This is a genomic window from Streptomyces sp. NPDC059874, assembly GCF_042731135.1.
Taxonomy (GTDB): Bacteria; Actinomycetota; Actinomycetes; order Streptomycetales; family Streptomycetaceae; genus Streptomyces.
Genome location: NZ_JBHWJY010000006.1, coordinates 56404 through 70032, shown reverse-complemented (window position 1 = coordinate 70032; position 13629 = coordinate 56404). Strand labels below are relative to the sequence as shown.

Annotated in this window: 9 protein-coding genes; 6 read left to right on the top strand and 3 right to left on the bottom strand. The window is 72.1% G+C overall.

The genetic code is table 11. From position 1 onward, the window contains the following. The first annotated feature begins 68 nt into the window (after nucleotides 1–68). A complete protein-coding gene (locus tag ACFV9H_RS05490; protein WP_385393685.1) occupies nucleotides 69–2036 on the top strand; it encodes a hypothetical protein in 1968 nt (655 codons plus the stop codon). Nucleotides 2037–2185: 149 nt separating this feature from the next. Here the strand turns inward: ACFV9H_RS05490 and ACFV9H_RS05485 are convergent, their stop codons facing one another. After that, complete coding sequence (locus ACFV9H_RS05485; RefSeq protein WP_385393683.1) at nucleotides 2186–2479, bottom strand: hypothetical protein; 294 nt, start codon at nucleotides 2477–2479, stop codon at nucleotides 2186–2188. A 110-nt stretch (nucleotides 2480–2589) separates the two neighbouring features. Here ACFV9H_RS05485 and ACFV9H_RS05480 point away from each other — a divergent pair, with 110 nt between their 5' ends. The 4 genes from ACFV9H_RS05480 to ACFV9H_RS05465 are packed head-to-tail and all read left to right on the top strand — an operon-like array spanning nucleotide 2590 to nucleotide 5838. Beyond that, nucleotides 2590–3495, top strand: a complete 906-nt coding sequence (locus ACFV9H_RS05480; RefSeq protein ID WP_385393680.1) for a metal-dependent hydrolase — start codon at nucleotides 2590–2592, stop codon at nucleotides 3493–3495. Continuing rightward, entirely contained in the window at nucleotides 3492–4538 is a 1047-nt protein-coding gene (locus ACFV9H_RS05475) for a PDR/VanB family oxidoreductase (RefSeq protein ID WP_385393678.1), read from the top strand. Before ACFV9H_RS05480 ends, ACFV9H_RS05475 begins: the two co-directional genes overlap by 4 nt. A 23-nt stretch (nucleotides 4539–4561) precedes the next feature. Further along, nucleotides 4562–5278: a TetR/AcrR family transcriptional regulator gene (locus ACFV9H_RS05470; RefSeq protein WP_385393676.1), complete on the top strand. Its 717-nt coding sequence runs from the start codon at nucleotides 4562–4564 to the stop codon at nucleotides 5276–5278. Nucleotides 5279–5301: 23 nt separating this feature from the next. Next, nucleotides 5302–5838: a GNAT family N-acetyltransferase gene (locus tag ACFV9H_RS05465; RefSeq protein WP_385393673.1), complete on the top strand. Its 537-nt coding sequence runs from the start codon at nucleotides 5302–5304 to the stop codon at nucleotides 5836–5838. On the opposite strand, the gene pulA is transcribed toward ACFV9H_RS05465, so the two are convergent. Both pulA and ACFV9H_RS05455 read right to left on the bottom strand, forming a co-directional pair. Further along, complete coding sequence (gene pulA, locus ACFV9H_RS05460) at nucleotides 5825–11260, bottom strand: pullulanase-type alpha-1,6-glucosidase (RefSeq protein WP_385393670.1); 5436 nt, start codon at nucleotides 11258–11260, stop codon at nucleotides 5825–5827. The two genes, ACFV9H_RS05465 and pulA, sit on opposite strands and share 14 nt — an antisense overlap. Nucleotides 11261–11335: 75 nt before the next feature. Next, nucleotides 11336–13063 (bottom strand): carbohydrate-binding module family 20 domain-containing protein, encoded by a 1728-nt coding sequence (locus tag ACFV9H_RS05455; RefSeq protein WP_385393667.1) that lies wholly within the window; start codon nucleotides 13061–13063, stop codon nucleotides 11336–11338. Between the two features lie 129 nt (nucleotides 13064–13192). Between ACFV9H_RS05455 and ACFV9H_RS05450 the strand changes: the two genes are divergently transcribed. Continuing rightward, nucleotides 13193–13534, top strand: coding sequence for a hypothetical protein (locus tag ACFV9H_RS05450; RefSeq protein ID WP_385393665.1), 342 nt, complete (start codon nucleotides 13193–13195; stop codon nucleotides 13532–13534). The last annotated feature ends 95 nt before the right edge of the window (nucleotides 13535–13629 follow it).

The following is a 13629-nucleotide window of genomic DNA, read 5'->3' as shown; positions in this document are numbered from 1 at the left end:
CCGTGTTCCACCCGAACGGGGGCGCCGGGAGCGGGTGACCATCCGACGATTCGCTCGTTCTGCTGAACGTGACTGCGCCGGATACCGCCACCCGCCCCCCGTCTCCCGTGCCGCCCGACGTCGAACAGGCCGAGGCGGCCATCGTCGAGCACTATCCGCGGCTGGTGCGGCTCGCCTACCTGGTGCTGCCTCCCGCGCTCGGCCGCAACCGCCGGGTGCTCACCGCCCACTCACTGGCCCAGCGCGCGCTGCCGCGCGGGCGACGGGACGCGGTGGCGGCCGCCGCGGCCGTGCAGGGCGGTATCCCGGGCGGGGCCCCCGGCGGGGTCCCGGGCCGGCGCCGCGACGGGACGGGCGACGCCGTCGACTCGGGGTACGCGTACGTACGGCTGCGCGTCCTGCGCACCGCCCTCGAAGCCGGGATTCCGCTCACCTTCCGGGCCCTGCCGCGCCGCGCGCAGCTCCCGCCGCTGCTCCCCCAGGTGTGGGGGCTGCGGCTGTTCCCCCGCTCGGGCGGGGCCGAGGAGCTCGCCCTCGACCAGTGGCTGGCCACCCTGAACGGGCCCGGCCGGGCCGCCTGCGTGCTGCGGGCGCTGGAGCGGCTGCCGGAGCCCGAGGTGCTGCGGGTGCTCACCGAGGCCGGGGTCGCGGACCCGGCCGCCGCCGTCGCGGAGTCGGGGGACCCGGCGAACGACGCCCTGTTCGCCTCCCCCGAGTTCGATCCGTGCGTGCTCCAGGCCCGGCCCACCGACCTGCTGCGCCGCCGCCGTCTCGCGCGGGCCGCACTCGCCGCCGGAGCCGCCCTCGCCGTGTGCGGGACGCTGCTCGCGCTGCCCGGCGGGGGCTGGGGCTCGGACGGGGCGGCCGCCCCGCCGTACGCCCGCAACGCCGCGGCCGAACAGGCCCTGGACCCGGCGAAGCTGGTCCGCGCCGAGCCCGCGCTCTGGCGCGCGTCCTCCCGTACGGACTTCTCCACCTGGCCCGCCCGCGGCGACCGCGCCGCCGACACCGCACTGCTGCGGCGGGCGCTGGCCGTCTGGGCGCGGCCCGGTTCCTCCGTCGTCGTCTCGGCCACCCCGGGCACGCCCGCCGGGCCGCCGATGGGGCCGGCGCAGCTGCTGTTCGCGGGCGCCGTCGACCAGGCCGTCGTGGTCCTGCTGTACGACGGTCTGCGCGTGGTCCGCTACGCCGAACCTCGTACGGGGTCCGCCGGCGCCGCCCTCGACTTCGCCCGGACCGACGGCGCCTCGGCGGACACCGCGACCGCGCTCGTGCTGAGCCGGGTCGACGGCAACGTCCGCTACCTGACCGCCCCCTGGGTCACCGGCGCGGCCCTGCGGGACCTGCTCAAGCCGGGCGAGGCCCCGGTGGCGCTGAAGCCGACCCCGGACGGGGTGACCCCGCCGGTGCCGAGCCCCGCCCCGGCGGGCAGTTGTACGAGCTGGAACGCGCTGGCCCTGACCGGCGACGGCACCACCCGACTGATCACCGACCTCGGCGAACTGACCCCGGCGCGGCTGACCTCGGGCGCACCGGGTGCCGAGCGCGACGTGTCGGAGGCCGCGGAACTCGGGGACTGGTCGCGGATCGCCTGCCTGCTGCCCTCGGTCCGCTCGCACGGGGTCCGTACGGTCAACGCCTGGACCTACGCGAAGCAGCCGCTGCCGGAGGGGGACGGGACGGCGACCTGGCTGTGCACGCGGGCCGAGACCTGGCAGGGGGCGGCCGACCGGGTGCAGGCGCAGTTCCTCGCCCCGGGCGCCCCGCTCGCCGCGCAGGCGGCCAAGGCGGAGGGCTCACCGGCGTGCGGTTCGCGGGAGCCCCGGGTACTGGCGGGCGTGCTGTGGAAGTCCCGCGCGGGCCAGTGGTACGTACTGGCGGCGGGCAGCGCGCAGTTCGCCTCGCTGTCGGTGTCCGGGGGCGGGGTGAACGGGTCCGCGAACGGAAACCGGCTGGCGGTGAAGGCTCCGGCGGGCGCGCAGGTCGACCTGTCGGGCAAGCTGACGGACGGGTCGAAGGCCGGGGCGCTGCGCTAGGCCAAGTCGTCAAAGTCCCGCCTGGCCGGCGTCCGGTGCCGCACCGGCGCTGCTTTGACGACAGGCCCAGCGGGTCGACGGGCCTGACGAAAAGGTCCCCCCGCCGGGCCGCGGCCGGGCGGGGGGACCTTTTGGCGACGGCGCGGTGGTCAGCCCCGCGGGCTGCCCGTCACGTCCGCGAGGCCGGACACGATCTCGGGGGACTCTTCGACGGCCCGGACCAGGTGGTCGACGATCGGGGAGTCGTCCAGGGTCTCGATGTTCCAGCTGCTCGTGATCTGGCGGAGGTCGAGGTCGTCGGCCACCGCGTCGAACGCACCGGCCGCCGCCCCGACGGCCGCGTCGCCCGCGGACGCACCCGTATCGGCGGAGGCCGCGGGGGCCATGGCGGCCAGGGCGGCAGCGGTCGCGAAGCCGGTCAGCAGGATGTTCTTGATCTTCATGCCGTGACCAACGAAGATCCCGACCGGACGTCACGCGCCCTCGGCCGCGCCCCGAAGGAAGTAGGCGCAGAGGGGTTTTCCTCCCTCCTACCCATCAGTACATTGACGCCATGTCTAATACGCCGCTCGCGCCCGCCCCCGTGGCGTCGGAACACATAGACCTGAACCCCCGGAACGTGTCCTTCCAATGGGAGGACACCCCGCTCCACTGGCTGCCCAACGACCCGTTCGCCGGGCACATGATCAACGTGCTGCACCTGCTGCTGCCCGCCGGTGAGCGGTGGTTCGTGCACGTCTACAAGCAGGTGCTCCCGTACATCACGGACGAGCGGCTGCGCGCGGACGTCGTCGGCTTCATCGGCCAGGAGGCCATGCACGCCGCCGCGCACGACGACGTACTCCCCCACCTGAAGCGGCTGGACCTGGACCCGACCCCGTACACGGCGCAGGTGGACTGGCTGTTCGAGAAGCTGCTGGGCGACAAGACCCTGCCGCCGGGCAAGGCCCGCCACTGGTGGCTGATGGAGCGGGTCGCGATGATCGCGGCGATCGAGCACTACACGGCGTTCCTCGGCGACTGGGTGCTCAACGCGGAGGAGCTGGACCGGCGCGGCGCCGACCCGATGATGCTCGACCTGCTGCGTTGGCACGGGGCCGAGGAGGTCGAGCACCGCTCGGTGGCCTTCGACCTCTTCATGCACGTCGACGGCAACTACCGGCGCCGGGCCCGCACGTGGGCGACGGCCTTCTCGGCGCTGGTCTTCCTGTGGCAGCGCGGGGTGCGCTTCTTCATGGAGAACGACCCCCACCTGGTGGACGGCAAGGCCTCCTTCGGGCAGTTCTTCCGGGCCGGGCAGCAGGGCGTACTGCCCTCCACGGGCGCGATGCTGAAGTCCATCCCGAAGTACCTCTCCCGTACGTACCACCCCTCGCAGGAGGGCTCGACGGCCCAGGCGGTGGCCTACCTGGCCTCCTCCCCCGGAGCCAACGGCGGGCACGGCGGGGTGAAGGCATGAGGCGCGCCCTCACCGTCACCGCCGTCGCCGGCGCGGCCTGGGTGGCGAGGCGCGCGCTGAGCCGCCGCATCGGGAGGTCCCCGCTCTGGCCGCTGCCCGCCCTGGAGAACCCGATCTCCGGCTACTCCCCGCGCCGGCCGCTGCGCGCGCTGATCGTCTCCCGTACGGAACCGGCGCACGGTGTGCTGCAACTGACCCTGGAGGCATCCGACCTCCCCGCCTGGGCCCCCGGCGCACACGTGGACATCACCCTGCCCTCGGGGCTGGTCCGCCAGTACTCGCTGTGCGGGGACCCGGCGGACTCCGACCGGTACACGATCGCGGTCCGGCTGATCGAGGACGGCCGGGGCGGTTCCCGCGAGGCGCACGCCCAGTTGGTGGAGGGCGCCGAGCTGGAACTGCGGCCGCCGCGCAACCGCTTCGAGCTGGTCCCGGCGCCCTCGTACGCGTTCGTCGCGGGCGGCATCGGGATCACTCCGATCCTCCCGATGCTCCGGGCCGCCACGGCTGCGGGCGCCGACTGGACCCTGCTCTACGGGGGCCGCTCCCGCGCCTCGATGCCGTTCCTGGACGAACTGGCGGCGTACGGGGACCGGGTCACGGTCGTCCCGCAGGACGAGGCGGGCCTGCCCGACCTGTCGTTCCTCTCCGGTACCCGGCCCGGCACGCTGGTCTACTGCTGCGGCCCGGACCCCCTGATGGCGGCCGTCACGGCGACCGCCCCGGACCCGGCCGCGGTCCACCTGGAACGCTTCACACCATCGGCTGCGCCCGGCCCGGCGAAGGCCTTCACGGTCGAACTCCACCGCTCGGGGCGCGAGATCGAGGTCGGCGCGGACGAGTCCACGCTGGCGGCGGTCCGCCGGGAGCTGCCCGCCACCCCCTACTCCTGCGAACAGGGCTTCTGCGGCACCTGCCAACACCGCGTCCTGGCGGGCGAGGTGGACCACCGCGACGAACTCCTCACCGACGGCGAACGCGCGGACTCGATGCTGCTGTGCGTCTCGCGCGCGAAGGGGGACCGCCTCGTCCTGGACCTCTGACCTGTCCGAAGTAGGGTGTCGGCATGACAACCGGCGTGCAGCGCAGGATGGGTGTCGAGGAGCGGCGGCAGCAGCTGATCGGGGTTGCCCTGGAGCTGTTCAGCCACCGCTCGCCCGACGACGTGTCCATAGACGAGATCGCGGCGGCCGCGGGGATATCCCGGCCGCTGGTCTACCACTACTTCCCCGGGAAGCTGAGCCTGTACGAGGCCGCGCTGCGTCGGGCGGCCGACGAGCTGGCGGCGCGGTTCGACGAGCCGCGGGAGGGGCCGCTCGGGGCCCGGCTGCTGCGGGTGATGGGGCGGTTCTTCGCCTTCGTCGACGAGCACGGGCCGGGTTTCTCCGCGCTGATGCGGGGCGGTCCGGCGGCCGGGAGCAGCCGGACCAACGCCATGATCGACGAGGTCCGGCAGGCGGCGTACGAGCAGATCCTCACCCACCTGGGCATCGGCGTGGAGGATCCGCCGGCCCGCCTCGAACTCGTGGTGCGGTCCTGGGTGTCGCTCGCCGAGTCCACCGCGCTGATCTGGCTGGACGGGCGCCGGATCCCGCGCGCCGAGCTGGAGTTGCAGCTGGTGCACGACTTCGCCGCGCTGGCGGCGGTGAGCGCCGCGTACGACGCGCAGATGGCGGGGATCCTCGTACGGATCCTGGCCGACGAGCCGGCCGACGGGCCGTTCGGGGAACTGGTCGGACGGCTGGCGGCGCTCGTTCCGGCCGGGGTGCCGGGCCCACGATGATCACGAGTGGCGATAATGCCCGCGTGATCATTGACGACGGGATCTTGTTCCGGCAGGCCGAGGAGAAGGACGCCGACACCCTGGCGACGCTGTACGACCAGGCGGCCCGGTGGATGCGGGACAACGGGATCGACCAGTGGAAGCCCGGCGACAAGGACGCCGACCACTTCCGAGCGCGGATGCGCGACGGGGAGGTGTGGCTCGCCGGGGACGCCGACGGACGGGTGGTCGGCGCGTACGAGCTGTGGTGGTCCGACGAGGAGGCCTGGGGCGTCCAGCCGCCCGTGGCGGGCTACGTGCACCGGCTGATGGTGGAACGCGAGGCCGCGCCCGCCGGATCCGGGCGCCGCATGCTCGAACACGCCGAGCGGCGGATCGCGGGGACCGGGCGGGAGCGGGCGCGGCTGGACTGCGTCTCCACCAACCCCCGGCTGCTCGCGTACTACCAGGGCGCGGGCTACCGGGTGGTCGGGGAGCTCCCCAACAAGGTGGGGAAGGACGGCAGGGTCTACGGGGTGATCCTGCTGGAGAAGCGGCTGGACCGGCTCACGGTCGTGTGAAGACCGAGACCGTACGGGCCGGGACGGTGAACTCTCCTGTCCGCGCGTCGTAGGTGGACTGCCTGACCGTGGCGTCGGAGCCCGCCGCCTGCACCGGGTGCAGGGCGAACGCGGTGCCCGCGAGGGCGGGGACGCGCTGGGGCTGGGCGGTGGGGGTCGCGTTGAAGACCACCACCAGGTCCCCGAGGGTCATCGTGATCACGCCGGGGGTCTCGTCCTTGCCGGAGAGCGGGAAGGCGAGCCGGCTCTGGACGGCCTCCGCCGTGGTGAGGGCGAAGGCGGGTTCCGTCGTACGGATCCTCAGCAGGTCCCGGTAGGCCGCCGAGGTGGCGGTGATCTCCGGGCAGCCCGGGGCCGGCGCCGCCAGCAGCGGCTTCGCGTGGACCCACTTCGAGGCGTTGTCGGCGGCCGGGGGCAGGCCCCGGCCGAAGCCGTTGCCGTCGCGGCAGTCCCAGTGGAGGGCGTTGAACCAGTCGCCGCTGTCGTAGGAGTTGCGGTCCAGGGACTTGGAGCGGAGCAGGTCCGTGCCCGCCTGGGAGAGCGCCGGGCCCTGGGAGAGGGCGGCCGTCGCCATGGCCAGGACCTGCATGCGGGCCCGGTCGGCGGTGCTCGTGCCGGTGGGCAGCTTGTAGGCGAGGGCGTCGTACAGCGACTCGTTGTCGTGGGCGTCCGCGTAGGCGAGGGCGTCGCCGGGGGCGGCCGCGTAGCCGGCCGGGGCCCCGTTGTAGTCCAGCTCCGAGCCCTTGATCCGGCGGCCGGTGGTGTCGGTGAAGGCGTACGAGGCGAGGTTGCCGGACAGCCCGACCTTGATCAGGTCCTGGGCGTGCAGGAGGCGGGCCTTCTGCTCGGCGGGGGTGCCGTTGGCGGGTGAGGAGTTCGGCTCGGTGAACAGTCCGGAGGCGAAGCCCTGGACGCGCGGGTCCTCGTCGAAGGGGCCTCCGCCGCGGACCGCGTCGCGCGCCCGGTCGGAGAAGGTGGCGATGCCCGTGCCGGCCATGTTCTTCTGCGTGGCCTGCACGAAGCGGGCGTCGTCGGCGATCTCGCCGAAGTTCCAGCCCTCCCCGTAGAGGACGATCTTCTTCCCGTCGACCCCGTCCTTGGCCGGGGTGAGCTCGTCGAGGGCCTTGCGGACCGCCAGGATGTTGGCCTTCGGGTGGTGGCCCATCAGGTCGAAGCGGAAGCCGTCGACCTTGTACTCCTTCGCCCAGGTGACGACGGAGTCCACGACCAGGCGGCCCATCATGGCGTTCTCGGGAGCGGTGTTGGCGCAGCAGGTGGAGTTGGCGACGCTGCCGTCGGCCAGCAGGCGCTGGTAGTAGCCGGGGACGACGCGGTCGAGTACGGACTTGTCGGACTGACCGGCGGCGACGGTGTGGTTGTAGACCACGTCCATGACGGTGCGCAGCCCGGCCCCGTTGAGCGACTGGACCATCCTGCGGAACTCGACCGTGCGGGCCGTGCCGTTCGGGTCGCTCGCGTAGCTGCCCTCGGGGACGGTGTAGTGCAGCGGGTCGTAGCCCCAGTTGTAGGCGTCCTTGGCGGCCGCGGCGGCCACGCAGGCCTGCTGCTGGTCGGAGTCGGGCGCGTACACCTTGAGGTCACAGGCCGGTTCGGTGCGGTCGGCGGCCTTCTCGGGGATGGTGCCGATGTCGAAGGCCGGGAGGAGGTGGACGTACGAGGTCCCGGCGCCGGCCAGGTCGCGCAGGTGCCGCATGCCCGCCGAGTCGGTGTCGGTGAAGGCCAGGTACTGGCCGGGGTGCGTGCTGGTGCGGTCCGCGACGGAGAAGTCACGGACGTGCAGCTCCTGGATCTGCGCGGAGGTGAACGGGACGGCCGCGGGCTTGCGCAGCTCCTTCCAACCGGGCGGGGCCAGGTTGGGGTCGGCCAGGTCGACGACCAGGCTGTGGGTGGAGTCCGCGGTCAGGGCGGTGGAGTAGGGGTCGGTGACCAGGTTGCGGACCACCTGCCCGGTGCTCGGGGCCCACACGGTGACGGCGTAGCGGTAGCGCTTGCCGCGCCAGTCGCGCTCGCCGCGCACCGACCAGACGCCGGTGGCGTCGTCACGGCGCATCGGGAGGGTTCGGCCTTCGAGTTCGAGGGAGACCTGCTGGGCGGTGGGGGCCCACACGGACAGCGTGGGCCGGCCGTCCTTGAAGACCGGCCCGAGGGCGGCCGTGGTGGCGTACAGGTCGTCCAGCACCCCGGCGAGCTGCACGCCGGTGGCGGCGAGGACGGCGCCGTTCGCGGCGCGGGCGCTCACGACGAGCTGCCCGCGCAGGGCATCGCGCACGCGGTCCCGGTCGCGGGGGTCGACGGTGAAGGCCGCGTACGAGGCCAGGTGCGGGAACTTCTGCTTCTGCGCGGCGGTGAGCTCGGACCGGGCCCCCAGCCGCAGCCACTGGGCGCCGCCCTCGTTCAGGGTGCCGTTCGCGGCCTTGACCGCGCCTTCGCGGGAGGCGAGGAGCTGCACGGAGGCGGCGGAGGCGGGGGCGTTCCAGGCGAGGGTGTCGCGGTCGATCCACACGGCCTGGGCCTTGGCGAGGTCCAGGGCGGCGGAGGAGCCGGCGGGCTGCGGGAGGAGGTACTTCTCCTTGCCGCCCAGCATCCAGACCTCGTGGCCGGTGGCCTTCAGGTCGAGGGACTGGTCGGAGGGGAGGTCCTTCTCGTCGCCCTTGTGGAGGATGTAGCTCAGGGAGGTCGCACCAGCCCCGAGCGGCACCTCGTACACCGCGCCGTAGGAGTCGGTGCGGACGGGCATCAACGGCTTGGACCAGTCGGTCGGGTCGGCCGCTCCCGTCCAGACGTGCAGCCCCCAGCCGTCGTACGCGCCATCGGGCCGCTGGTAGTGCAGCACGGCCTTGGACGTGTCCTGCGGCGGGTGGGCGGGCCGCTCGGAGCGGGCGGGCTCCTTGCCCTGCTCCAGCCAGATCTCGCCGGTCTTCGTCACGTCGATGGTGCGGTCGGCGGAGACGTCCTTGTTGCCGTCCTTGTCGATGACGAGGTAACCGACCGAGGAGGCCCCGGGCTTCAGCCGCACGTACGCGAAGGCCCCGTAGGCGTCGCGGCCGGTGAAGTCGTGGCCGGCAGGCCAGGGGGTCTGCTCGCCATCGGCGATGTCGCCCCAGGCGTAGAGCCGCCAGTCGGTGTAGTCGCCGTCGGGTCGGTTGTAGTGGACGACGGCGTAGTCCCGCTGGGTGGCGGTGGGCACCTCGGCGGGCGGGGCCTGCCCGGCGACGGACTCGGCGAGCGCGCTCGCGGTGCGGCCGGTGGCGTCGACGACGACGGCCTTGTAGCGCAGGGCGGTACCGGCCGGGGTCTTGGCGTCGACGTGCTGCGTGACCTTGTAGGGCGCGTGGTCGGCGGAGCCGAGGACCTGCCACGTGCCGTTGCCGGTCTGCGCGGCGAAGACGACCCGGTTCAGCCCGCCGCCGGTCACCTCGGCGCTCAGGTCGACGGTTCCGGTGGCGCCGGGCGCCGGAGCCTTGAGGGTCAGGGCGGGCTTGGCGGCCGGGGCGGCGAGCGGGGCGGCGCCCTGGAGGACCACCGACCCGAAGGCGGGGACGGAGACGGCGAGCTTGCCGGCGGCGGAGGCGCGGATCAGCGTCGTGGTGCCACCGCCGTACAGGGTGCGGTACTGGGCGCCGGCCGGGGCATCGATCTCCACGGTCCTCGCCTCGCCCCCGTTGTTGGCGGCGACGAGGTACTCGGTCCGGCTCCGCGCGTCCGTCCGGGCGAAGGCGTAGACGGACCCGTCGGCGAGCCGCTCGCTCTGGACGCCGTCGCGCAGGGCGGGGTGCTCCTTGGCCAGCTTGGAGAGAGCACTGATCTGCTTGTAGAGCGGGTGACCCGGATCGTAGGCATCGCTCGCGTGTGTGCGCACCGTTCCGAGCTGATCGTCATCCAGGTAGTCGGCGACCTGCGAGGCGAACAACGTCTGCCGGGCGTCCTTGTCACCACCCGCGCCCGTGAAGCCCTGCTCGTCACCGGAGTAGATCACCGGGTTGCCCCGGGAGAAGAACATCAGCTCGTTGGCGAGCCGGTACCGGTCGAGCAGCTCCTGCTCCCCCGCCCCCGGACGGTCCTGCTTCAGGAAGGTCCCGAAGCGGCCCATGTCGTGGTTGCCGAGGAAGGTGACCTGCTCGTAGGCGTTGGCCTTGTCCGTCGTGTACCGGTAGTCGTCACCGAGGACGCCGGCCAGCCGCGAGGCGCCCGCGCCCTGGGAGGCGTACGCGCGGATCGCGTCCTGGAGCGGGAAGTCGAGGGTGGCGTCGAGCCGCCCGCGCGTCACGTACGGGGAGGTGACGGCGGTGTCGGCGGAGTAGACCTCGCCGAACATGAAGAAATCGTCCCGGCCGCGCTTCGCCGCGTACTTGTCGAGCGCGGTCGCCCACTGGCTCCAGAACTCGAGGTTCACGTGCTTGACGGTGTCGATCCGGAAACCGTCGATGTCGAAGTCCTCGACCCACCTCTCGTAGATCTTCTCCATCCCGCTGACGACCTCGGGGCGCTCGGTCCACAGGTCATCGAGACCGAAGAAGTCGCCCTGCTCGGAGGACTCGCCGGCAAAAGTCGAATCGCCCCGGTTGTGGTACATCGTCGGATCGTTGAGCCAGGCGGGGGTCTTCAGGCTCTTCTTCGCGTCCGGCACGAACGGAGTCCTCGGGAAGGACTCCCCGTCCACCTTCGGGAACTTCCCCTTCTCGTTCTCCTGGCGGCCCGCCGCGGCCGCTTTTGATTCAAATACGGCCTTGTCGTCGAAGGGCACGCCGTCCTTCGTCAGATACGGAAACGCCCCCTTGGACAGATACGAGTACGACCCCTCCCGGTAGTCGACGACATCGGCGGTGTGATTGGTGATCACGTCGAAGAAGACCTTCATCCCCTTCCCGTGCGCCTTCTCGACCAGGCGCTCCAGATCGGCGTTGGTCCCGAAGTGCGGGTCGACCTGGGTGAAGTCGGTGATCCAGTAGCCGTGGTAGCCGGCCGAGACGTCGTCGCCCTTCCCCTGCACCGGCTGGTTCTTGAAGATCGGCGCCATCCAGATGGCGGTCGTCCCGAGCCCCTTGATGTAGTCGAGCCGGTCGGTCAGCCCCTTGAGGTCACCGCCCTGGTAGAAGCCCTTGTCCGTCGGGTCCAGGCCGGTCTCCAGCCGGCTGCCGGTCAGCCCGCCCCGGTCGTTGCGCGGGTCGCCGTTCGCGAACCGGTCCGGGAGGACGAAGTAGAACTGGTCCCGGGTCAGGTCGTGCCGGGCCGGCTCGGCGGCGAGCTTCGCGTCCGAGGGCGGGGCCGGCGGCTTGGCCGTGGCAGCCGCGGCAGGGAGGGCGGGCAGGAGCGTCACGGCCAGGGCGGCGGCGAGAACTCCTGCGGCAGGGCGTATCAAGGCGGGTCTCCTTGTGTACGTGTCACATATCGCATGTCGCATGTCGCATGAATAAGGGCCGCCCGGCGGTGGCGGGGTTGGTGGTGCCGGGCGGCCCTGGTCTGTGGGGCGGGCGGGTCAGCTGCGCCAGGTGTCTGCCAGCGTGACCTTGCCGCTCGCGGGGACGGTGGCCGTGCGGTTGGCGCCGCTCTCCCAGGTGACGTTGCCGGAGGCGTCCTTGCGGATGTACTTGTACGCGAAGGACGTGCCGGCCGGGAGCGTGACGTCGAGCTTCCAGACGGGGTAGGCGGCCGGGTCGAGCTTCAGCGCGCCGCTGGTGTTCCAGGCGCCGAGCTCGGCGCGGTCACCGACGACGTGGATGTTCTGCCCGAGGACGGTGGTGGCGTTGACGGCGAAGGAGGCACCGGAGGTGCTCGCGGGCGGCGGTGTCGTGCCGCCGGAGCAGGTACGGGCGTTCACGTGCAAGGCGACGGCGGTCCCGGCGGCAAGGGTGGCCGTGAACCGGCCGGCGGAATCCACGGTCACCGCGCGCCCGCTCTGCACGTCGCAGTAGTCGCCGGCCGCGAGGGAGGTCTGGAAGGTCCGGGTCAGGGCCGTCCCCTCGTGGTTGATCGCGACGTACGCCTTCGTTCCCCGCCCGAACGCGATCTGGTCGCCGCCGTTGTCCCACCAGCCGGTGACGGCCTGGCCGCGGGCGGCGTTGCGGAAGCCGACCATGGAGGCGATCTCCCGCCAGGCGTGCTGGCACTTCCATCCGTCGGCGTAACAGGCGCTCACCGCGCCGCCGTTCGGCGGGCCGGCGTCCTTGTCGGTCCACTCGTAGCCGGAGTGCACGTCGGGGGAGCCGTAGGGCCAGGCCAGCATGAACACACTCGCCAGCGTGTAATCGGACCCGTTCTTGTAGTTGAGGGTGTCGCCACCGCGTTCGGTGTCGTGGTTGTCGACGAACACGGCGGACTGCCCGCTCGCCATGTACCCCCACGCCTCGCCGAAGTTCTTCAGATAGGCGAGGTTCTCGTTCTGGAAGACCCGCTTCAGGTCCCGCGCGTACCGGAACTCCTGCACGTCACCACTACCGAGGTACTCGGCGGGCGACACGGCCTCCCCGGCCCCGAATATCGCCTCCTGCTTCCAGTAGACCCCCGGATTGGTCAGCCGGGACTTGATGTTGGCGAGGTCGGCGGCGGGCATGTGCTTGGTGGCGTCGATCCGGAACCCGTCCACCCCCAGGGACAGCAGGTCGTTCAGGTACCCGGCGATCCGCCCCCGCACGTACTCCTCACCGGTGTCCAGGTCCGCCAGCTGCACGAGCTCGCAGTTCTGGACGTTCGCCTTGTCCTGGTAGTTGGAGATCGTCGCCCGACAGTCGTCCATGTCGGAACCGGAGTAGACGCCGGGGTAGTTGTACTTCGTGTACGAACTCCCACCCGTCCCGGTCCCGTCCCCGGCGGCCATGTGGTTGATGACGGAGTCCGCGACGACCTTCACCCCGGAGGCATGACACGCATCGACCATGCTCTTGAAAGCGGCCCGATCGCCGAGCCGCCCGGCGATCTTGTAGCTGACCGGCTGGTACGAGGTCCACCACTGCCCGCCCTGGATGTGCTCCTGAGGGGGCGAGACCTGCACGTACCCGTACCCGGCGGGCCCGAGGTCATCGGTGCACGCCTTGGCGACGGAGTCGAACCGCCACTCGAACAGAACGGCGGTGACGTCCTTGTCGCCGGGGGGCACGGCCTGCGCCTGCGGCACGACGGCGGTGAGGGTGCCGGCCGCGAGCGCGGCGGCAGCCAGCAGGGCTCTGCCGGTTCTTGCGGTCCTTGCGGTTCTTGCGGTGGGGGGCATGTGGGGCCTCCTGGCGGAGAGGTGGGGATTGCTGGCGACCGTATGGGCCCGCCAACAGCCCTGCAATACCTTGCGCAAGAAATTGCAGAATTGTTTCTCGCACGTGTCCTGGCGGGTGATCGCGCTGGTATGCCGGAAGTCCGAGGCGGCCTGGTGGGCGGCCACTTCGGCGACGGCCCTCCTGGCGGTCATCGCGAGCACGACGTCACCCTCACACTGAGCGGCTCACCTGCCGGGCGGGGAAGCTACACCCTGAGGTCGGGAACGTGTTCGGAGGAAGCCGACTGGACCCTCGACCACCCGCAGACGTCGACCTCGGTCCAGGTCTGGCTGCTCCGGGACGGAAGGACCGCGCGCTGCATACCCGGCGCCGACAACATCATGCTTCACGTCGCCGGCGGCACCGTGGCCAAGCCCGTCCTGAGCACCACCGGCCCGAACGGCACCGGTTGGCTCCTCACCCGGCAGTGACGGGAGGCACGCCCCGGCGTCTCAGGGTGCGCACGGCGGGCTGATCTGCGATCCCGGGCGGGAGGGTGGGAAGGCGCCGCCGTCAGAGTAGGAAA